Below are 20,312 nucleotides of genomic sequence, written 5' to 3' on the forward strand. Positions count from 1 at the left end.
GAATATAGTCATTCCGGCGCCAGAACACCAGTTGTTGAGTGTTCCCCCTCGTTCGCTACTAGCTATTGTGCCTCAACGCGCGCTGGACGCAAGCGGGTAAATGATCTGTCAACACAAAATCCTGTGGATTTGCCGCGGTGCAACACCCGGCGCGCAGACAATCAGTGGATCGTCGCCGATGCCGGCTCCTCGCGCAGGCGGACGTCGGCGCTCCGCGAAGCGATCGCGAAGAGGCACAGGACCGCGTAGCAGACCGCCGGGACGATGAAGGCCGTGACGTAACTGCTGTGCTGCGAAACCAGGCCGGCGACGAGGGGCAGGACGGCTCCGCCGACGATCGAGAAACAGAGGAAGCCCGACGTCGCTTCTTCGCTGGCAGTCGATCGCTCGAGCGTGATGGTGAAGATCACCGGAAACATGATGGAATTGAAGAGGCCGATCGAGAGTGCGGCCCATCCTGCGGGAACCCCGCCGACGCTGAAGACGAAAAGACAAAGAGCGCAGGCCGCCGCGGTGAAGATCGCAAGCAGCCTCGGCGCCGGAATCCTGGTCAGGAGCGCCGAACCGACGAACCGGCCGACCATCGCTCCGCCCCAGTAGAGCGCGGTCGCCTTTCCGGCCTGCTCGAGCGAAAGGCCGGTAACGCCGTCCTGAGGGACGACGAAACGGACGAGGGGTGCATCGAACAGCGCATCGGAGCGGCCCCAGACCAGGTCGGAGTTGAGGAACAGCGCCATCTGCGTTCCGATCGCCACCTCGGCGCCCACGTAAAGAAAGATTGCAAGACCGCCGAACAATGCCCAGCGCGAGGACAAGGCTTCGCTGATCGTGGCGCCGATGCCGAGTTTCGCGGTCTCGTGCGGCGGCGGCGGCGCTGCAGCGCCGATGAGCCTGCGGGCAAGGAAGATCATGAGGCCGATGAGGAGGAGCATCGCCGCGAGCCAGAGGTACGCGCGGTCGATGCCGGCAAGCGCGCTCGCCCTGGCGCTTTCAGTGACCGCCGTGCCCGGCTTGATCTCGATTCCGCGCAGGAAAAGGTGCGCGCCGAGGATCGGTCCAAGAAAGGTACCGAAGCTGTTGAAGGCCTGGCTGAACGTCAGCCGGAAGTGGCTTCGTTCGGGCGAACCGAGGGCCGCGGCGAGAGGGTTCGCGGCGACCTGGAGAATGGTGATCCCGCTAGCGAGCACGAAAAGGCCAAGGAGGATCAAGGGATAGATCGCCGCGTTCACGGCAGCCATCATGATGAGGCAGCCGGCGACCATCAGCCCGAGCGACAGGAGCACGGTCGGAACCGACTTCATCCGGCTGAGGAGCACGGCGCCGGGAAGGCTCATCACCCCGTAAGCGATGAAGAAGGCAAAGGCGGTGAGCTGCGCTTCGACATCGGTGAGGCGGAAGATGCCTTTGACCGAGGCGACCAGGGGGTCGTTGAGCGAGGTGATGAACCCCCAGGCGAAGAACAGGCAGGTGACCACCCCGTAGGCGCCGCCGACGCCTGCACTTTGCCGCTGTCGCACGCTTTCCCCTTTTCGCGCTTCGAGAAGCGAACGTGACAGTGAAAATTCGCTTCCACAAGGCAGCGCGTTCGCTGCTAAACCTTTGGCGATGATCAAGCTTCAGCGCCGCTATGTCGAAAAGCCGTGGGGGAGGACGACGCTTCCGCCGATGTTCGACCCGCCAGCGGGGACGAGGATCGGTGAAGTCTGGTTCGAGGGCGATAAGGACCTTCCCCTCCTCGCCAAATATATCTTCACCAGCGAACGGCTTTCGATCCAGGTTCATCCCGACGACGAACAGGCGCGCTCGCGAAGTCTTCCGGAGGGAAAGAGCGAGTGCTGGACAATCCTCGAGGCAGAGCCAGGCGCAACGATTGGCCTCGGGCTCAAGCGCGCTGCGCGCAAGGAAGAACTTCAGGCGGCGGCGCTGGACGGATCGATCGAGGAGCTGATCGACTGGCGGCCCGTCAGTGCCGGCGATTTCGTGTTCGTGCCGTCAGGAACCATCCACGCGATCGGGGCGGGCATATCGCTCCTCGAATTCCAGCAGAATTCGGACGTCACCTACCGGCTTTATGATTATGGGCGTCCCCGCGCGCTGCACCTCGAGGACGCTATTGAAGTGGCGAAGGCCGGCCCCTTCCCCGACCAGCTCGTGCACCTCTCGCGGGGGGAAAATCGCATGCTTGTTGATGGACCGCACTTCACCTTGGTCCTCACTGCAAAAGACGTGCTCGAGGACCGCCAGCGCTGGGTGATGCCGCTCGAGGGCAAAGGTGCTGGAGACTGCTTTCTTCTCCAACCCGGCGAAACCTTCGGTCTTGCGTCCGGGCAGATGCTTGTCGGCGCTAGCGCAAGGCGGTCATAGCAAGAGCGATCGCGCCCATGGGGCCGGCATCGTTCCCGAGATCGGGTGCGCGGACGTAAGCTGCGCCGGGCGGTAGTTCGACATAACCGGCAAGACTTTCGACCAGCAGTCGTTCGACGAGCGGAAGCAGATGCGGCTGGTGACCGATGACGCCGCCCCCGATTGCAATTGCCCGCGGCGTCGCAGCGCAGACGATTGCGTGGCAGAGCTGCGCAAGAGCCCAGGCCACCGAGTTCCAGACGGGATCATCGGGCTTCAGGGCACCGACGCGGTCCCCCACACGCGCCTTGAGCGACGGGCCCGCGGCAAGCCCTTCCACGCAATCTCCGTGATAGGGACAGGAGCCGGGAAACTCGTCTCCCGCTAGTCTTGCGACACGGATGTGTCCGAGTTCGCAGTGCGCAAAGCCGCGCGTCGGCTTGCCGTTGACGATGAGCCCGACGCCGACGCCGGTTCCGACCGTCGCATAGGCAAAATCATCGAAGCCCCGGCCCGAGCCCCAGCGCATTTCGGCGAGCGCAGCGCCGTTCACATCCGTGTCGAATACCGTCGGCACGCCAGAAGCGCGCGCGAGCCGTTCGCGCACCGGGGCGCCGCGCCAGCCCGGCTTCGGGGTGCTCGTAATCTGGCCGTAAGTGAAAGAGCCCGGATCAAGGTCGAGCGGACCGAAGCTTCCGATCCCCAGCGCTCCAAATCCATGCTCCGACTGCCATTCTTCGAGGACCTGCTCGATGCGTTCCAATGTCTCACCCGGAGAAGTTGTCGGGAGAGTTTCACGGGCGAGGACGTCGCCGGGGCCGCGCGCAAGGATTGCCACGCATTTCGTCCCGCCGAGTTCGACGCCCGCGAAGTTGGCGGAAGCTGCCATCATAAAGTGGGTGCTACGATGAGGAAGAGGACGCAACAAGCGCCGCTCCTGTCCGTTTCGCGGGTGACGAGCGAAGAGGAGGCGGGAATGAAGCGGAGCCTGTTGGCACTTGCAGGATTGGCCGCGATCGGCGCTGCGCCCCCTGCTCCACACGTCAACATGCAGCGCATGTCCGACATCAGCCGCGTGCTTTCGTCGGACGAATTCCAGGGCCGGGCGCCCGGGACGCCGGGAGAAGCCAAGACCGTCCCCTACCTCATCGAGCAGTTCAAGGCCGCGGGCCTGGAGCCTGCCGGAGAGAATGGCGGGTGGACCCAAGAAGTGCCGATGATCCACACGCAGCTGAAAGCTCCGATGGCGCTTTCGGTCACGCAGGCCGGCCAGACGCAGCAGCTCCGTTTCCCGGACGACATTTACCTCGGCACGGTTCGCCCGGTGGACCGTGTCCGCATCCAGAATGCGCCGATGGTATTTGTCGGTTACGGCGTCGCGGCGCCCGAGCGCGGATGGGACGATTTCAAGGGCGTCGACCTTCACGGCAAGGTCGCAGTGATGCTCGTCAACGATCCCGATTTCGAGGCCGCGAAAGGCGAACCCGTCGCCGGCAAGTTCGGCGGCAGAACCATGACTTATTATGGCCGCTGGACCTACAAGTATGAGGAGGCTGCGCGGCGCGGCGCAATCGCTGCGCTGGTCGTCCACGAAACCGAAGGTGCCGGTTACCCCTGGGCGGTGGTGAAGAGCCCTGCTGGCGAGAGCTATGCCATTTCACTGCCCGCCAGCGCACCCCAGCCCGTGCTGCTTCAGGGCTGGATCCAGGAGGGTGTTGCCGCGGCGCTGCTCAAGCGTGCGGGCCGCGACTATGACCAGGTGAGGCGTGAGGCGCGGAGCGCCGCCTTCCGGCCCATCGACCTCAAGGCAAGTTTCTCGGCCGACATCCCGGTGACGCTCGCCCGCATCACCAGCCATAACGTGCTTGGTAAGCTCACCGGCTCCAGATATCCCAGCGAGACGGTCAGCTACGGCGGCCACTGGGACGCCTATGGCATCGGTCCTCCTGACGCAAAGGGCGGCACGATCCGCCCGGGCGCCGCGGACGATGCGCTGGGGCTCGCCGCGATGCTCGAGGACGCACGGCTGTTCTCGGCAGGCCCGCGGCCGGCAAGAACACTGCTGTTCGCCGCCTGGACCGGCGAGGAGCGAGGGCTGCTCGGCTCAGAATATTATGCCCAGCATCCGCTGTTTCCGATGGAGACCATGGTTGCCAACCTCACCTTCGACACGCTGCAGTGGAACGGGGCGGTGAAGGACGCTGTGCTCGTCGGGCGGGGTCAGAGCGAGATGGAGGATTATCTCGCATCGGCCGCCAGGGCCCAGGGCCGCTATGTGACGGACGAGAACCATCCCGAGCGCGGCCTCTTCTACCGCGCCGATCACTTCTCCTTTGCCAAGCGCGGCGTTCCGGTGCTGCTCGATATGGCGCTTTCCGGTGCCTACGACATGGTCGAAGGCGGACGGCCGGCTGGCGAGCGGTGGCTGAGCAGCTTCACCACCAACTGCTATCATCAGACCTGCGATGCCTGGGCGCCGACCTGGAACCTCAAGGGTGCGGCGCAGGAGGCCGAGCTGTTCTACGCGATCGGATCAAGGCTCGCGAACAGTCGCGCCTGGCCGCGGTGGAAACCGACTTCCGAATTCGCGGCCGTACGCGCCCAAAGCGAGGCAGCGCGCGGGGGCTCGCCTGTGCACCGCAAGGGCGAGCGCGGACTCTGAACCTCGTGGAGGCAGGGCCCGCTGCTTTGCCCGCATGGTCGACGTGAAGAAGGCGCGGAAGATCGACGGCCGGATCAGGCTCTAGACGCACCTCACAGGTGCCAGTGGACCTCGGCGGTCAAGGTGCGGCCCGGGAACGGGTGGAAAAGGAAATAGCGGCGGTCGGTGAGGTTCTCGATGCCCATCGCAATGTCGATCCGGGGCGCCAGGCGATAAAGCGCGCGAGCGTCGGCGACGACATAGCCCTCGAAGCCCTGGAAGGTATGGCCGACGATGTCGCTGTTATCGATCGTTCCGAACATGCGGCTCGAATATCGCACTGCTCCGGTCAGCGAGAGGCGGTCAGTCGGGCGATAAGTGGCAACGAGTGTCGCCTTGCGGCGCGGCACCTGCGGGATGAGCTTCCCCTCTGCAGCTCTCAGGGCCGGATCGGAGACGATCCTGGGATCGGCCAAGGTGAGGCTGCCGGACAGATCGAAACGTGGGAGTAGATTGCTCTTGTCGATGGCAAGCTCGATCCCGCTCGTTCGTGTTCCTCCGATATTCTGAACGAAGCTGAATAATTGCGTCTGGCTCGGCAGCAGCCCCGCCTGCGAGATCAGCGCATCCTTGATGCTCTCGCGGAACAGGGAGAGCCGCGCGTGGCCGCCGGGCAATCGTCGTTCGATCGCAAGCTCGGCCGAAAGCGCCTTTTCGGGTTTGAGATGGGGATCGGGGACGGTGATCGTCGGACCCGTGCTGATCGCCTGGTAGAGCTCGCTGACAGTCGGAAAGCGAAGCGCACGGCCGCCCGAAATCGTGACGGTCCAGCGCCTTGCGGGCTCCCAGCGAAGCGAGATCTTTGGCGACAGTCCCTGCGCGCTTCGCTTCGGCTGGCTCACATCGAGCGCCGGGAGGGAGGAAAAGTTTCGCCCGCCATAGGCCTTCCACCACTCATAGCGTGCACCAAGCGTCAGCACGAAGCCAGGGGCCGGAGTCCACTCGTCCTCCGCCCACAGAGCGAGTGTTCGAGACTTGCCGCGCGATTCCTGCGCCAACGCGCCTGCTTCCCCGCTCAGCCAATCGCTCGTCATGAAGCGGCGGCTCTTCAGCGTGAAACCGTCAAAGTGTGCGCCGCCGTGAACCTCGTGGTCCTCGAGCGCGCGGGTGTAGCCGTGGAGATCGAGCGTTCGCCAACCCGTGCCGCCCATCCGCGTGATTGATCCCGCGCCGCCTTCAGAAGCGGACGGCAACGCGACTGAAGGGATGCGCTGGTCGTCCCTTGCATAGCGGTAGACCGAGCCGATCAGCGACCAGAAGAACTGGCCGGAGTTCTGCTCGAGGCTGGCCGAATGCATCCAGTGGCGCTCGTCGAACCGGTAGACCTGGTTCGAAAAGGCGCTTGCGGGAATGGTCACCGCGCGCCCGTCGATATTCACGGCCCCGGCATAGACCGGGATCCCGCTCGAGTTTTTCAGATAGCTGTCCGCGTGACTGTCGGTATCATTGAGGAAGAGGGCGGTCTGCCAGGTGAAGTGCAGGCTCGAGCTCAGCTCGATTGCGACCTTCGCTTTCAGATTGTCCTGCCGCTGGTGCTCGAAGCCGCCTGCCCCGATGACCGAGATGGGCTGGCCGCCGCGGTTCAGGGCAGCGACCGCGCCCGTCACCGGAATTCCTGCAGCGGAAGCCGTGGCCGGGCGCAGGGCCGTGACATAAGCAAGGGGCTGGCTTCGGCTGTCGACGTGGTTCGCCGAAAGGAACCAGGCTGCAGGCCCGATCCTGTCACCCACGGTCCCGCTCAGCTGGTACGCCGGGTGGTGACCGCGGGTCTCATATTGATCGAACGCCTGCAAATTGCCCGCCACCGTCGCCGACGCCTCGAGCCTGTCGGGCATTTTGGTCGTAATGTTGACCACCGCACCGATCGAATTGCCGGGATACATGGCAGAGAACGGGCCATAGAGTACGTCCACCCGCTCGATCTCTTCGGGCGAGATCATGCCCCAGCGCGGCGAGGCAAAGTTGTTATTGTTGCCGATCAGCGCCGACAGCAGCACGCCGTCGGCGTAGACGAGGCTGCGCGCGCTCGCTCCGACACCCGAGGTCCGGGTGGCCAGCGGCGCCTGCGTGTCGCCGACGTGGCGCTTGCGAACGAGGAGGCTCGGCAGATAGCGAAGAGCGTCTTCCGTGTTGCGGACCGCGACCGTTGCACGAAGCCTCGCTGCAGTGACGCTTTCGGTGGTGCTGGGAGTCTTTTCTGCAGCCTCGCGAGTGCCGACGACCACGATGGCCGACGACGCCGCAGGCGGCGCTTCTATTGCGGGCATTTTTGACAATCACCTGTTCGAGTTCGGTTATTGGCGAACGAAATCAGGCGATTGCAGGCGGTCCTCTTGCTGGAGGTGGCAGCGCAGGCGGCCCCGTCGCGAAGAAGAGCTCAGCTGGAATTTCCGGACGCGCCGCGGCGACTGGCATCTTGGTGAGGAGTGCGGCCGGCGTGTCGGACGCAGCGAACGCGCTCGACAGCGGAGCAAAGGCGCAGTCACCATCATGTTGCGCCTTGTGCGAGTGGTGGCGGGCATCGTGATGATGCCCCACCATCGCAATGATCGGCGAGGCGTCCGCGGCGGGACACGGTTCGATCGCCAGCGGCCCTCCGACTGTCGCCGGCATCCAGCCGGCAGGGACCAGCATTCGCACGGCAAGCGCGCATGCAAGGAGGATGAACGTCAACCGACGGCGCTCGCGCGGCATGCCCTGTGCCTTAGTCACCCTCTTGTGCCATTTCCACCCGGGCGTCCCAGCGGCTCCCGGTTTCATGGGCTTTGACGTCGCGAGCGGCCCAAAAATTCCCAGGCGCCCGACCGTTCGGTTTTGGCACAGCCGCTTCTGTGCGCAGGCCGCCAGTTGGGCTTCGTGGTAAGCCGGGGGCTCACATCATAGGGGCAAACAATGGAGCATCTCGAGCTCAGATCTTTCGTCAGTCGCGACGAGCGGCGACCGGTCAACCTTCGCGGCTTCGCACTTAGCGACACGCGCGATTCCGACGTCGTCCTTTCGGACCTCTCCTACGGCGGCTGCCAGATTCGCTCGGCCGATACATTCGAGCGGGGCGAGACGTTCGAGCTTCGCGTGCTGAAGCGCGGCGCCAGCCACGTCGAGGTCTGCTGGGTACGCGATGATTGCGCAGGCGCCCGCTTCGTCGGCGGCGACGTCCAGCCCGAGCAAAGCGGGATCTGATCAGCCGATGAGGCGCCTCCTGATCGGCTTGTCTGCGTTCGCGCTCGGCGGCACGACCGCCGCAGCGCTGTCGATGGCAGGCCAGGCGCATCCGCCGGCTGCCTCAGCACAGCCGCTTAGGAACGCGGCGCTTCCGGCCGGCCGCCTGCCGGTTTCGGCCTCAAGCTTGCACGAGGCCTTGGCGGCGGGCCTGGTCGATCGGCCGGTGAAGACGATCCTCGCCGTGCCCGGTCGGATGACCTACGGCGACTATCGATGGGATGAAGAGGGCGTCCCCGCGGGCCCGACCTGGATCCGGGTCGACCTTAATTCGCAGATCCTTTCGGTCTTTCGCGCCGGTCACGAGATCGGCACCGCCGTGATCCTCTATGGCGCCGATGGCGTTCCGACGCCTACCGGCAGGTTCCCCGTCTTGGCCAAGCTCAAGGACCATCGCTCGGCGACCTATGACGCGCCGATGCCGTTCACTCTTCGCCTGACGGCCGACGGCGTCTCCATTCATGCAAGCAACGTGCGCTGGGGCTATGCAACGCACGGCTGCATCGGCGTTCCGGAGGCTTTCGCGGCCAAGCTGTTCGCGGCCACGCATCTTGGCGATGAAGTGCTCATCGTCGATGGTGCCGGGCGAGGACATCGCGCTCCGGCTTCAAACAGCTAGGACGCAATTCACGGAAGAATTTTCGGGCATCGGTGAGACCGGAAGAAGCCGCGCGGCCGGCAATTCGTAAACCAGATCTTCACGCTGTTCTGAAAGCATTCGTTAGGGCGCAAGAGATTAACAATTGGTTTCGGGGGGCCTTTTGGAGGCTCGAGTATGCGTATCTTCGGCAAGAAAATCGGCGGGGGTCGGCGCGCCGCCTCGCGCGAGAAACTCCCACTACCAGCCGTTCTCAGTACGGTTGAAAACTCTGCCCTTGCGGAGCTCGTGGACCTGTCGATGACAGGTGCGAGGCTCAAGGGCGCGCATCTGCCCACTACCGGAGCGGCGGTGTCGCTGAGACTGGACTGCGTCCATGTGTTCGGCACGGTCGCCTGGTTGCAAGAGGAAGAGTGCGGGATCTCGTTCGACGTCCCGCTCGCGAACTTTGAGTTTGCCCGGTTGCGCCGGGAGGTGGCGGTCGCTTCAGTGATTTGGAGCAGCGTCGATGAAAGGATTGCCGCCAGAGACTGGCACTACGGCGTGGCGCGCTAGCTGCATCTCCTCCCAGCCAGGACGGCTCCCGGAATTCGGGAGCCTGCAAGGTTTGCCGTTCCAGTCGCACGTGACGTTGCGCTGACGGATCCGTCGGCTATGTCACTTCCGGTGACTGAGCAGCGCGACGGCTTACCTGTTCTGGCTTTTCCCGCAGCTGAAAGTTTCGAAGAGTGGCTGGATCGGCAGCCCGCGGAGGCCGCCGGCGCATGGCTGAAGCTCCCGAAGAAGTCGGCGAGCGCCCCTGGCCTGACGAAGGCTGAAGCCATCGACGCCGCGCTCTGTTACGGGTGGATCGACGGCCAGCTCGACAAATATGACGACGAATATTGGCTCGTCCGTTTCACACCCCGAAAACGTCGCAGCAGATGGTCGCAGGTGAACAAGAGCCGAGCGACGGAGCTTCTTGCCGAGGGGAGGATGCGAAAGTCAGGCCTCGCGCAAATTGAGGCTGCAAAGGCCGATGGCAGATGGGCCGCGGCCTACGCGCCCGCAAGTTCCGCGAAAGTCCCCACTGACCTTCAGGATGCACTCAACGCCAATCAGCAGGCAGCGACGTTCTTTGCAACGCTGAAGGGTGCGAACAGATACGCAATCCTCTACCGCATCGGCTCCGTTAAGCGTCCCGAGACCCGCGCGAGGAAAATCGCTGAATATGTCGCCATGCTTGAGCGCGGCGAGACGATTCACGGCTAGCGATTACAACTTCGAGGACGCCACCGGCGGGATCAGGTGTCAGCTTCCGACATACGCCAAATCGCGTAAGCTTGACGAGTGAGGCGGCGCCAACCTGGAGACCAAAATCATGCACATCGAGGGCAAGCTTTCGAAAATGGGTCTCGTGCTGCCCGATCCAATGCGAGCGCCACCTGGCTTCCGGATCAGTTGGCGCCAGGTCCGTGTCATCGGCAATCGCGCGATAATCGCGGGTCACGGACCACGGCTTCCAAATGGCGATTTCGCCGGGCCCGCGGGAAAGGTTGGGTCGGACCTCACCCTCGAACAGGGTCGTGCGGCAGCTCGTTCGGCGGCGCTTGCCATACTTGCCGATCTCAAGCGGGAAATTGGAGATCTCGATCGGTTGATCAGCTGGACCCGGGTCTTTGGAATGGTCAACGCTGCACCAGGGTTCGTGGCGCTTGCGCCTGTGATCGACGGTTTCACCGAACTCATGATCGATCTGTTTGGTGAAGAGGCCGCTCTGTGTCCGCGAGCAGTCGCGGGCATGGCCGAGCTCGCACTCAACTCCCCGGTGATCGTGGAAGGTGAAGTCGAGATAAGAGAGGCTCGCTGATCCAGGCTCCCGGCAAACGTGCGCAATTGGTAGAAGGCAGACCTCCCGCCTATTTGCGAGCCTTCCTTGCGGCATAGCGGGCGTCACGCGCCGCCTTTCGCTCGGCTTCGCTTGGAACGGGCGCAGACGCCTTGGCTGCGGCTTTGGCCTTGGACTGCGCTGCGGCTTCTGCGGCCGCATTCTTCGCGATTGACTTCGCATCTTCACGCGCCTGGCGCCGCACGCTGGCAGCCTTGCGTTCAGCCAATTTATTTTGGTCCGGCTCAGGCCTGAGCCGAAGCTGCGCCAATGCTCTTTCCTTCGCGTCGGCGGCCTGGCCGACACGGTCCTGGAAGGACGGAGGCTTAAATGAGGTCATGGTTGCAGAACGAGCCTGGCGCCTTTTCGCCCCATGCATGGAAAAAACAACTCAACCTGTGCCGTCCTGTCCGGTCGGCCGTGAAAATGTCCGCACCGGTGGAAAAGCAGGCGTTCGATAGACTGGTATTGAAGCAACGCGAAGAACCGAGCGGCTCCGCCGTATCGCGAACGCCATCGCGCTGAAGCCGAGAACCATCATCGCCCACGTCGCGGGTTCGGGTACTCCCGACGTGGGCTGCGATACCGTCAGGGTCCCGACGGAATAGCTGAACTTGTAAGTTCCCACAGCTCCTAACGAGCCTGTCTGGAAGAAATCTCCGGCTACCAGGAAGCCGCCGTTGCCCATGTCCCAGAATATGAGGATCTCATCGATGTTTGGTCCTGCAGCCTGAATATCGAAATCAATTCTCGAGCACGGAAATCCGCTGGCCGGCGAGCAACTGTCGAGCTGGGCTGCCGTAAACGACGTGGTGGACGTGATGAAATCCGACGTCGTCAGTTGCCACGAACGGCCGTGGATCGTGTCGTCATATGAATAGACGACAGACGCATCGGCGGCCGTGGAAACCAGAGCCGCCAGCGCTGCTGCCGCGGCGATCGAAACGGGTCTCATAGGACACTCCTCGATCATTAATTTTTTATTAACTTCTGATTAACTCACCTTCGGCCTGCAGAGTCAATGAAGCAACGGCGAATTTCGGACCAAAGGATTGGGATCCGGTCTGGGCCGGAAGCAGCCCTCCGCCAATGGCGGGAATGGGCCGGAAAGCCATCGTTAGCTTTCGTAGCCTGAAGAGGCGCTCGAAGTCCGGCTTGGGTGGCGAATGGAGCTTAAGCGGCCTTAAGCGCGGGCCGGGTCCGGCGCGCACGCCAGCCGACCAGCCCGAAACCCAGCAACATAAGTGCCCATGAGGCAGGCTCGGGCACTGCGCTAGGCACAGGTTCGCGTGGTCCGCTCGGGAATGTCTCGGTTCCGCCTGGTGGCGAGACGCCGCCGCCCCCACCGCCGCCGGGGGGAGAGACGAGGCCGCCCCCGCCCCCGCCCGAAGGAGGGACAATGAAGCCGGCGACCGGCGGCGGCGTGGTCAGTGAGGCCATTGGAAGTGCCGGCGCGAGATCGAGCGCGACTTCCGGTGACGGTGGCGACAGCAGGACTTTTGCAAGTTCGGTCTGCGACGGCACGTCCACGTGCGGCCGGGCGCGCGCCCTGGTGAGCGCGCGGGCGTGCTTGGTCTTTGTAAGCAGCGCCGCGGTGCGCTGGCCCGGCGAACGCTGGCCGATGAGGTCGGCAAGGCTCTCGGCCTTGGCAACCGCGGCCTGGACGGCATCGCCTCCCATGACACTGTCGAGGGTCAGGAACCCGCCGCCTGCAAGTGCGAGCGATACGAGCGCGGCAAGAACCACCGAACGCCGTGCGCGCGACTTCTTCGCCGCCCGCGCACTGCGAGATCGGCGGATTGCAGCCGCGATATTTGGCTGTCGTTCCAGCGCGTTTTCCACGACGCCACTTGGCAGTGAATCCGACCTCCCGATCAAGTCGGCGAAACGATGCGCCCCATAATGGTGCAGCTGTTATTTGGTTGTTGCGGAAGATCTCAAGGTAAACGAACAGTAAACCAGCTTAACTCGTGTCAGCGTTTTTCAGGAGTTGGGCTGGAATTTGGCGTAATGGTTAACGGAACCAGAGATGAAAGATTTTGGACTAGTCGTGTTGCTCAGCGTAATCGTTAACGCTGCGGCTCCGCGTGCGGATGCACCGGCGCTTCCGGTGCTGACGACGGCCAAGTCGACGCAGGCCTTCGCCGATTGCTTCGCGCGGAGCCAGGATCGCCAGTCGGCGGTCTGGGCATTCGTGCCCAAAGCGCACGGCGGCACCTTCTCCAATCTCGGGGCTTCCTCTCCTGCAGCGCCTTATTTCCTCCTCATCAGCGATCGTGGGGCACGCCGGGAGATCCAGCTTCAGAATGCAGCTCGTGGCGGAGCCCAGGAAAAGGGGGTGCAGCAGTGCATATGATTGATCGATCGGCCCAGCGCCGACTGCTCAAGGTCAGCGACCGCGCCCGGGCCGGGACCCGCAAGGTCGTATCCGAAAAGATGCAGGCCTATCTCGCCTGCGGGCCGGCATCTCAGCTCCAGTCCAGCGATGTTCTTGACCCAAAGGTCGAGCGTCGCCGCTTCAGCCGCAAGGCAATTGCATCCGAGGCGCTGGTGCGCCGCGTGGGCGGTTTCAGCTTCGGCGTAATGCTCAAGGACATTTCCGTCGACGGCTGCAGGGTAGAAATGCTCGAGCCCTGCGAAGTCGGCGATTGCACCATTACCCGTTTCCCGCAGCTCGAACCACTGGGTTCGCGCGTCTGCTGGGCGGACGGTACGGCAACAGGGATGCAATTCTCGAGCGCCATTCATCCGGCAGTGTTCGACATGCTCCTGGGGCGGCTGATGGAGTTGCCCTCGCCCGCATAATGAAATCATGGGTATTTCCATGACGGGCGCATATCGGCCGCATGAACTTTACACCCTGAACTCTCGACCAGGCTCTTGCGCAGGCGCATGAAACAGCAATGCGGGGGCTAGGGATGATATTTGCAGCAGCGCTGGTTGGCACTGCCGCGCCGGCTTTGGGGGCGGATGTTCAGCCGATCTGCGCTGATCGCCCGAGCAGGTCCACGGGTCCATGCACGGTCCCTCAAGGAAAATGGCAGATCGAGACCGGCCTTATCGACTGGAGCCGGGACACGTCGGATGGCGTGCGCACCGACGCCGTCACGTGGGGCAATACTGCGATCAAATATGGTGTCAGCAGCCGGGCCGACATCGAGTTATGGGTGACGCCGCTCGAAAGTGTTTCGATCCATGGCGGCGGCATAGACGAGCATCATTCGAGCTTCGGGGACACCCTGCTTCGGGTGAAATACGCAGTGACGCCGGACAATGCCCCGGTACAGGTGACGCTCGACCCTTTCGTCAAAATCCCGACCGCCAACCACGAGCTCGGGAACGGAAAGGTCGAAGGCGGCCTTCTCGTCCCCGTCCAGATACCGCTTGGCAAGGGACCGCTCACCCTCTCGCTCGATCCCGAGCTCGATCTTCTCGCCGACGGTGACGGCCACGGCTATCATCTCGCAGCCCAGCAGGTGGTGAACCTTGGCATTGCAGCGAGCGACAAGCTCAATCTTTCAACCGAGATCTGGGCGCTGTGGGACTGGGATCCGGGCAACACGGGCAGGGAGGTCTCCTGGGACGGCTCTGCTGCCTACCTCGTGACCAAGGACCTGCAGCTCGACGCCGGGGCCAATTTCGGCCTCAACAAGCAGACGCCCGACGTCGAAGTCTATACGGGCATATCCTACCGCTTTTGAGCTCGATGCTCTTCAGGTCAGCATCTTCTTCACGCCCCGGGCCGCCTGGCGAAGCCGCTGTTCATTCTCGACCAGCGCAATCCTGACGAACCCCTCGCCTTCTTCGCCGAAGCCGACGCCCGGAGCGACCGCCACGTGGGCGTCAGTCAGCAGCTGCTTTGAGAATTCCATCGAGCCCAGGTTATGAAAGCGCTCCGGGATCGGGACCCAGGCGAACATCGAGGCACTAGGGACGGGGATCGGCCAGCCGGCACGCCCGAAACTCTCGACGAGCACGTCGCGGCGCTTCCGATAGAGTTCGCGGTTGGCAGCGACGACATCCTGCGGGCCGTTGAGCGCGGCTACGGCCGCCGCCTGCACCGGCGTGAACGCGCCGTAGTCGAGGTAGGATTTGACGCGTGCGAGCGCCTCGATGAGACGGGCATTGCCGACCGCGAAGCCGATCCGCCAGCCCGCCATCGAATAGGTCTTGGACATCGAGGTGAACTCCACCGCGACGTCCTTTGCGCCCTCGACCTGGAGGATGGACGGCGTGGGCGTGTCGCCGAAATAGATCTCCGCATAAGCAAGGTCGGAAATGACGATGAGCCCGTGCTCGCGCGCGAAGGCGACGAGGCGTTCATAGAAGCCAAGGTCGGCGACATAGGCCGTGGGGTTGGAGGGGTAGCCGACGACCAGGACCTTGGGGCGCGGCACCGTGTACTTCATGGCGTTGGTCAGGCGCTCGAAGAATTCCTCCCCCGGCGCAGCCGGGATCGAACGGATCGCAGCGCCCGCGATGATGAAGCCGAACGTATGGATCGGGTAGGACGGGTTGGGCGCAAGGACGACATCGCCGGGGGCCGTGATCGCCTGGGCGAGATTGGCGAGCCCTTCTTTGGACCCCAGGGTGACGATGACTTCCTTGTCAGGATCGAGCGTCACGCCGAAGCGGCGCTCGTAATAGGCGGCCTGCGCCTTTCTGAGACCCGGGATCCCCCGGCTCGCGGAATAGCCATGCGCATGAGGGTTGCTTGCGACTTCGGCGAGCTTCTCGATCACGTGCGGCGGCGGCGGCCTGTCGGGATTTCCCATTCCAAGATCGACGATGTCCTCGCCGCGTGCGCGCGCAGCGGCCTTCATCGCATTAACCTCGGCAAAGACGTAGGGAGGAAGACGCTGAATTCGGTAGAAGTCGGATTCCATCGCGCGAGTCTGCAGCCGGGACCTCGGCGCATCAATCCCTGTACGCTGGAAGGCTCCAGCCCCGGGTGATCGCGAGGCCCCGCAGGACGAACCCGGCAAGGGCAGCTGGGATCGCCGCCAGCCAGAGCGGAACTCCAACCAGCGTCAGAATGACAAAGAGGCCCGCAGAAAGCGCTGCGGCAGTGACATAGAGTTCGTTGCTCATGAGGATCGAGGGTTCGCCTGCAAGGAGGTCGCGGACGATCCCGCCGAAGCAGGCGGTAAGGACGCCCATCGCGAATGCCGGCACCGGTGCTACGCCGTAGCCGATCGCCTTGGCCGACCCGAAGGTCGCATAAGCGGTCATGCCGGCGGCATCGAACCAGTCGAGGGCTTTTCCTGCAATCCAGCGGCTGTTGACGGACCAGACTGCGAGCGCAGCGCCGATGCAGATGAGGAGGGTCGCATTGTTCCTGATCCAGAACACCGGCGCTCCGATGAGGAGGTCGCGAAGCGTGCCGCCCCCGACGCCCGTCACGGCCGCAAAGAAGACGAAGGTCACGAAATCGAGCCGGCGTTCCGCGGCAACGAGGGCGCCCGAAATCGCGAACACCGCAATCCCGAAATAGTCGAGAATGATGAGCGCGTCGTAGAAATGGGGAACTATCGGAGCGGCCATGGCATCGTCATGCAGCCGGCGCGCTGGTCCAGCAAGCCGCCCTTGCTAGCGATGCATTTCCTTCTGCGCTTCCTGGAACCAGCCGGGCTGCGCCACGCCCTGCTCCTTCTGAGCGAACTGCGTGGCCTTCTGCTGCGGCTGGGCTCCGGGGAAGGCCAGGATCATGATCAGGACCGCAAGGACGGCAAGAAGCCCGATGAGCGCCATGAACGGGACCGTCGAGAGCAAGAGCCTGGGCCGCTCTGGCTGAGTGCGCTGCCGGTCGGCATTGCGCCGGCGGAAGCTGCGCTTGCGCGCCAGGGCCTCGATATAGGCGTCGGGCCGCGTCCAGCTGCTTTCCTGCGCGGGACTCGCCAGTTGATCCCGTTTCTTCACGGGGGGCTAGCTGCTCCTTGGACGGCCTCTTTGCAATAAGCGCGTGGATGGGCTCGTCGGCGAGCCGGGGCGCGGCTGCGCCCGTCAGTTTTTCAGGGGGACTTTCAGATCAGCGATCGTCTTCTCGCCGCAGTGGACGCTCACCTGATCCACCCCCGCGCTGTTGGGGATCACGGCTTTGACGTCCCACCAGTTATCGGGAGCGCCGTAACTGCTCATGTTGGGAGCAATGGTCGGCCAGACCGTTGCGGTCGTGCCTACGACGTCCATCTTGCCGATCTGTGCCTGGTAGCGGGAATCCTCGCGATAGACCTTGCCCTTGAGCGTGATGTTCCCGTCCTTGCCGCGCGAGGCTGCCCAGGCCTTGGTCTCGCTGTCCTTGAAGAAGCAATAAGGTGGACGCTCCTTCCTGGGCGCCGCCGCATTCGCGGAAGCCTCGTTCTGCGTCTTGTTGTCGCTCGATTGCCCGCAGGCGCCCAATGCCGCGGCAAGACCAGTGAAGATCAGGATCCTGTGCATTGGCCGCCTCCCCGCCACCCCGGCTTCTTCCAGCCGGGGCTTCTCAGCATTTGAGAGCAAGGCGGATGCCGGATCAAGTCCGGCACGACGGCAAAACGTCAGCCGATCGGATTACCGCTCTGTTCCTGTTCAAAGAGGTCGGCAACGACGTCCCCGCGCGCGGTCAGGCGCACCTTGTCGCCCTCGACCTCGGCAACAAGACCCCTGGGAATGAAATGGTGATGCTCTTCGTGTGCGACGCCGCTGTCGGCGCGGATGAGCTTGATGCGATTCTCCTCGACGCGGTCGACCGTGCCGATGTGAACGCCGTCGGCGCCGATCACTTCCATATGTTCGCGGATATCATCGAAGCCGCTCATGGCATTCTCCTCGCTTGAGGGGGTTGAATGTGGTTCCAACGCTTCGCTCGCGCCAGGGGTTCAGCGGCGCGGTGCCCGACTACGCTTGTTTGTTGCACGAGTCATCCTCGGGGCCGGGTTGTCCGCGCTCCCAATCCCGCTTACCCCGGCCCCCTATGGCTGACGTCCGCACCACCACCATCCCCGAGGCCAACACGGCTCCCGAAGCGCCGCCCTCGCCGACGCACCTCACCATCCGCCGCGAGGATTACCGCCCTCCAGACTGGCTCGTGCCCGAGCTCGCCCTCGACTTCGATCTTGGCCTCGAGACGACGAAGGTCCGCGCCACTCTCAATGTCGAGCGCAACGGCTCGCACGATCGGCCGCTGCGTCTCGACGGCGACGGAGTGCAGCTGGTTTCAGTCCTCGTGGACGGGCAGCCGGCCGAGCACCGGATGGAGGGTCCGGCGCTCCTGGTCGACATCGCGGGCGACCGCGCGACCGTCGAAACCGAGGCCGTCATCCACCCGGAGGCCAACACCAAGCTCATGGGCCTTTATGCCTCGAACGGCATGCTCTGCACGCAGTGCGAGGCGCAGGGGTTCCGGCGGATAACTTTTTTCCCCGACCGTCCGGACGTCCTCTCGAAATACAGCGTGCGGATGGAGGGTGACGCCGCTGCCTTCCCGGTCCTCCTCTCGAACGGCAACCGGACCGGGCAAGGCGAGGCCGTAAATGGCCGCCACTGGGCGCAGTGGGAGGATCCCTTCCCCAAGCCCTGCTACCTGTTCGCGCTCGTTGCCGGCGACCTCAAGGCAAACCGCGACAGCTTCACCACGATGAGCGGCCGCAAGGTCGATCTCTTCATCTGGGTCCGGGAGGCTGATCTTCCCAAGACCCATCATGCGATGGAGAGCCTGAAGCTGGCGATGGCCTGGGACGAGAAGGTCTATGGCCGCGAATATGATCTTGATCTCTTCAACATCGTTGCGGTCTCGGACTTCAACATGGGGGCGATGGAGAACAAGAGCCTCAACATCTTCAATTCGGCTTACGTCCTTGCCGACCAAGAGACGGCGACCGACGCCGATTTCGACAATATCGCCCGGGTCGTCGCACACGAATATTTCCACAACTGGTCGGGCGACCGCGTGACCTGCCGCGACTGGTTCCAGCTGAGCCTCAAGGAAGGCTTCACGGTCTTTCGCGACCAGAGCTTCTCGGCGGACATCGGGAGCCCTGCGGTCAAGAGGATCGAAGACGTCCGGGTGCTGCGCGCCGCGCAATTTCCGGAAGACCAGGGACCGCTTGCTCACCCCGTGCGGCCCGACAGCTATATCGAGATTTCAAACTTCTACACCGCGACCGTCTACAACAAGGGCGCCGAGGTCATCCGGATGCTTGCGACGGTGCTCGGGCCGGACAAGTTCCGGGCCGGGACGGATCTCTATTTTGAGAGGCACGACGGCGAAGCGGCCACCTGCGATGATTTCGTCAAGGCGCTTGAGGATGCGAGCGGCGTTGACCTGACGCCCTTCAAGATCTGGTACAGCCAGGCTGGAACGCCCAAGGTCAGCGCTCGGCTCGATCATGACACGGCGGCGAAGCGCGCCACCCTGCACCTGCGCCAGCAGGAGGACCCGACGCCCGGGCAGGCGGTCAAGCAGCCGATGCCCATACCGCTCAAGACCGCCATCATCGGCAAGGAGAGCGGAGCCGAGATCTGCCCGGAGAAGCTGATCGTCCTCGAAGGGGCCGAGCAGAGCGTGACGTTCGAGAATGTGAGCGAAACGCCGCTTCTATCGATCAACCGCGACTTTTCGGCACCGGTTCTGCTGACTGCAGAGCGAAAGCCGCACGAACTCGAACAGCTCGCCCAAACCGACACCGATCCCTTCGCCCGTTACGAGGCGATGCAGGAGCTGATGATGTCGGCGCTGACGGCCGGTGCCCGCGGCGAAGCCGTCGACTTCGAGCCCGTTGTCCGCGCCATCGGCGCGACGTTGAAATCGAACGCGCTCGATCCGGCGTTCAAGGCCGAGGCGATCCTGCTTCCGAGCGAGAGCCTCATCGCCGACCGGATGGATGTCGTCGATCCCGATGCGATCCACGCTTCGCGAGATCGCTTGCGCACGGAAATCGGCAGGGCCTTGGCGGACGATCTTCTTGCGGCACACCGGATCGGCGGGGCTGAAGGCGATGACCTTTCTCCAACCGCCAAGGGTATCCGGCGGTTGAGAACCGTTTCGCTGGGGTTGATGGCGGCGGCCGACGAACGGAAAGCGGCGGAGCTTGCCAAGGCGCAGTTCACCGCGGCCGACAACATGACGGACCGCCAGGGAGCGCTCGGCGTCCTCGTCTCGCTCGACGCGCCTGAGCGGGCGCAGGCGCTAGAGGCCTTCTACGAGCGCTTCCACGACGATGCGCTCGTGCTCGACAAGTGGTTTGCGCTCCAGGCCGCCGCGCAGCGCATTGACACGGTCGACCAGGTGCTGAAGCTCTCAGCGCATCCCGACTTCGTGATGACCAACCCCAATCGGCTGCGCTCGCTCGCCGGCACGTTCGGCGCGAACCACTGGGCGTTCCACAGCGCAGGCGGGCGCGGCTATGCCTTCCTTGCCGACATGATCATCGCTGCCGACAAGCTCAATCCGCAGATCGCCGCGCGCCTGGTGCCGCCCTTCGGCCGCTGGAAGCGGTTCGAGCCCAGGCGAGCCGCCATGATGCGGCAGGCCCTCGAGCGCATCGTCGCGGCACCGGGGCTGTCGAAGGACGTCTACGAGCAGGTGAGCAAGTCGCTCGCCTGAG

Annotated in this window: 23 protein-coding genes; 11 read left to right on the forward strand and 12 right to left on the reverse strand. The window is 63.8% G+C overall.

What is annotated here, in order from left to right; translation table 11 throughout:
* Positions 1 to 161 precede the first annotated feature (161 nt).
* Positions 162 to 1,517, reverse strand: a complete 1,356-nt coding sequence (locus V8192_RS11680; RefSeq protein WP_341633241.1) for a sugar MFS transporter — start codon at positions 1,515 to 1,517, stop codon at positions 162 to 164.
* A gap of 88 nt (positions 1,518 to 1,605) precedes the next feature.
* On the opposite strand from V8192_RS11680, the gene V8192_RS11685 reads away from it, so the two are divergent.
* Positions 1,606 to 2,364, forward strand: a complete 759-nt coding sequence (locus tag V8192_RS11685) for a class I mannose-6-phosphate isomerase (protein ID WP_341633242.1) — start codon at positions 1,606 to 1,608, stop codon at positions 2,362 to 2,364.
* Here V8192_RS11685 and V8192_RS11690 read toward each other — a convergent pair.
* Entirely contained in the window at positions 2,345 to 3,235 is an 891-nt protein-coding gene (locus V8192_RS11690) for an ROK family protein (RefSeq protein WP_341633243.1), read from the reverse strand. The genes V8192_RS11685 and V8192_RS11690 overlap by 20 nt on opposite strands.
* Positions 3,236 to 3,319: 84 nt before the next feature.
* Here V8192_RS11690 and V8192_RS11695 point away from each other — a divergent pair, with 84 nt between their 5' ends.
* A complete protein-coding gene (locus V8192_RS11695) occupies positions 3,320 to 5,005 on the forward strand; it encodes a M28 family metallopeptidase (RefSeq protein WP_341633244.1) in 1,686 nt (561 codons plus the stop codon).
* Positions 5,006 to 5,097: 92 nt separating this feature from the next.
* On the opposite strand, the gene V8192_RS11700 is transcribed toward V8192_RS11695, so the two are convergent.
* Both V8192_RS11700 and V8192_RS11705 read right to left on the reverse strand, forming a co-directional pair.
* On the reverse strand, positions 5,098 to 7,311 hold the full coding sequence (locus tag V8192_RS11700; protein WP_341633245.1) for a TonB-dependent receptor: 2,214 nt from the start codon (positions 7,309 to 7,311) through the stop codon (positions 5,098 to 5,100).
* Positions 7,312 to 7,354: 43 nt separating this feature from the next.
* Positions 7,355 to 7,738, reverse strand: a complete 384-nt coding sequence (locus tag V8192_RS11705; RefSeq protein WP_341633246.1) for a hypothetical protein — start codon at positions 7,736 to 7,738, stop codon at positions 7,355 to 7,357.
* Between the two features lie 198 nt (positions 7,739 to 7,936).
* Between V8192_RS11705 and V8192_RS11710 the strand changes: the two genes are divergently transcribed.
* The 5 genes from V8192_RS11710 to V8192_RS11730 all read left to right on the forward strand — a co-directional run bounded on the left by V8192_RS11710 (position 7,937) and on the right by V8192_RS11730 (position 10,710).
* Positions 7,937 to 8,224, forward strand: coding sequence for a PilZ domain-containing protein (locus tag V8192_RS11710; RefSeq protein WP_341633247.1), 288 nt, complete (start codon positions 7,937 to 7,939; stop codon positions 8,222 to 8,224).
* A 7-nt stretch (positions 8,225 to 8,231) separates the two neighbouring features.
* On the forward strand, positions 8,232 to 8,882 hold the full coding sequence (locus V8192_RS11715; protein ID WP_341633248.1) for a L,D-transpeptidase family protein: 651 nt from the start codon (positions 8,232 to 8,234) through the stop codon (positions 8,880 to 8,882).
* 156 nt (positions 8,883 to 9,038) lie between these two features.
* Positions 9,039 to 9,416, forward strand: coding sequence for a PilZ domain-containing protein (locus V8192_RS11720; protein ID WP_341633249.1), 378 nt, complete (start codon positions 9,039 to 9,041; stop codon positions 9,414 to 9,416).
* 111 nt (positions 9,417 to 9,527) lie between these two features.
* Positions 9,528 to 10,112, forward strand: coding sequence for a YdeI/OmpD-associated family protein (locus V8192_RS11725; protein ID WP_341633250.1), 585 nt, complete (start codon positions 9,528 to 9,530; stop codon positions 10,110 to 10,112).
* A 109-nt stretch (positions 10,113 to 10,221) separates the two neighbouring features.
* Entirely contained in the window at positions 10,222 to 10,710 is a 489-nt protein-coding gene (locus V8192_RS11730) for a RidA family protein (RefSeq protein WP_341633251.1), read from the forward strand.
* A 49-nt stretch (positions 10,711 to 10,759) separates the two neighbouring features.
* Here V8192_RS11730 and V8192_RS11735 read toward each other — a convergent pair whose 3' ends face one another.
* The 3 genes from V8192_RS11735 to V8192_RS11745 all read right to left on the reverse strand — a co-directional run bounded on the left by V8192_RS11735 (position 10,760) and on the right by V8192_RS11745 (position 12,570).
* Positions 10,760 to 11,107 carry a DUF6481 family protein gene (locus V8192_RS11735; protein ID WP_341633252.1) on the reverse strand — a complete coding sequence of 116 codons (348 nt, stop codon included), beginning with the start codon at positions 11,105 to 11,107 and terminating at the stop codon, positions 10,760 to 10,762.
* Positions 11,108 to 11,119: 12 nt separating this feature from the next.
* Positions 11,120 to 11,683, reverse strand: coding sequence for a PEPxxWA-CTERM sorting domain-containing protein (locus V8192_RS11740; protein ID WP_341633253.1), 564 nt, complete (start codon positions 11,681 to 11,683; stop codon positions 11,120 to 11,122).
* Between the two features lie 218 nt (positions 11,684 to 11,901).
* Positions 11,902 to 12,570, reverse strand: a complete 669-nt coding sequence (locus V8192_RS11745; RefSeq protein ID WP_341633254.1) for a PEPxxWA-CTERM sorting domain-containing protein — start codon at positions 12,568 to 12,570, stop codon at positions 11,902 to 11,904.
* 208 nt (positions 12,571 to 12,778) lie between these two features.
* Here V8192_RS11745 and V8192_RS11750 point away from each other — a divergent pair, with 208 nt between their 5' ends.
* From V8192_RS11750 to V8192_RS11760, 3 genes are all read left to right on the forward strand, one after another.
* Positions 12,779 to 13,084: a hypothetical protein gene (locus V8192_RS11750; protein ID WP_341633255.1), complete on the forward strand. Its 306-nt coding sequence runs from the start codon at positions 12,779 to 12,781 to the stop codon at positions 13,082 to 13,084.
* Positions 13,081 to 13,533, forward strand: a complete 453-nt coding sequence (locus tag V8192_RS11755) for a PilZ domain-containing protein (protein WP_341633339.1) — start codon at positions 13,081 to 13,083, stop codon at positions 13,531 to 13,533. The genes V8192_RS11750 and V8192_RS11755 overlap by 4 nt, the downstream gene beginning before the upstream one ends.
* A gap of 98 nt (positions 13,534 to 13,631) precedes the next feature.
* Positions 13,632 to 14,429 (forward strand): transporter, encoded by a 798-nt coding sequence (locus V8192_RS11760; protein ID WP_341633256.1) that lies wholly within the window; start codon positions 13,632 to 13,634, stop codon positions 14,427 to 14,429.
* Positions 14,430 to 14,441: 12 nt separating this feature from the next.
* Here the strand turns inward: V8192_RS11760 and V8192_RS11765 are convergent, their stop codons facing one another.
* The 5 genes from V8192_RS11765 to V8192_RS11785 form a co-directional block, all read right to left on the reverse strand.
* The gene (locus tag V8192_RS11765) at positions 14,442 to 15,614 is read right to left on the reverse strand and encodes an LL-diaminopimelate aminotransferase (protein WP_341633257.1); all 1,173 of its coding nucleotides are present in this window, start codon (positions 15,612 to 15,614) and stop codon (positions 14,442 to 14,444) included.
* Positions 15,615 to 15,645: 31 nt separating this feature from the next.
* A complete protein-coding gene (locus V8192_RS11770) occupies positions 15,646 to 16,272 on the reverse strand; it encodes a trimeric intracellular cation channel family protein (protein ID WP_341633258.1) in 627 nt (208 codons plus the stop codon).
* A gap of 45 nt (positions 16,273 to 16,317) precedes the next feature.
* Entirely contained in the window at positions 16,318 to 16,647 is a 330-nt protein-coding gene (locus tag V8192_RS11775) for a hypothetical protein (protein WP_341633259.1), read from the reverse strand.
* 84 nt (positions 16,648 to 16,731) lie between these two features.
* Positions 16,732 to 17,166: a hypothetical protein gene (locus V8192_RS11780; protein WP_341633260.1), complete on the reverse strand. Its 435-nt coding sequence runs from the start codon at positions 17,164 to 17,166 to the stop codon at positions 16,732 to 16,734.
* A gap of 98 nt (positions 17,167 to 17,264) precedes the next feature.
* Positions 17,265 to 17,525 (reverse strand): DUF2171 domain-containing protein, encoded by a 261-nt coding sequence (locus V8192_RS11785; RefSeq protein WP_341633261.1) that lies wholly within the window; start codon positions 17,523 to 17,525, stop codon positions 17,265 to 17,267.
* Positions 17,526 to 17,680: 155 nt separating this feature from the next.
* Between V8192_RS11785 and pepN the strand changes: the two genes are divergently transcribed.
* Positions 17,681 to 20,311, forward strand: a complete 2,631-nt coding sequence (gene pepN / locus V8192_RS11790; RefSeq protein WP_341633262.1) for an aminopeptidase N — start codon at positions 17,681 to 17,683, stop codon at positions 20,309 to 20,311.
* Position 20,312 lies beyond the last annotated feature (1 nt).

The organism is Sphingomonas agri (assembly GCF_038148795.1).
GTDB lineage: Bacteria > Pseudomonadota > Alphaproteobacteria > Sphingomonadales > Sphingomonadaceae > Sphingomicrobium > Sphingomicrobium agri.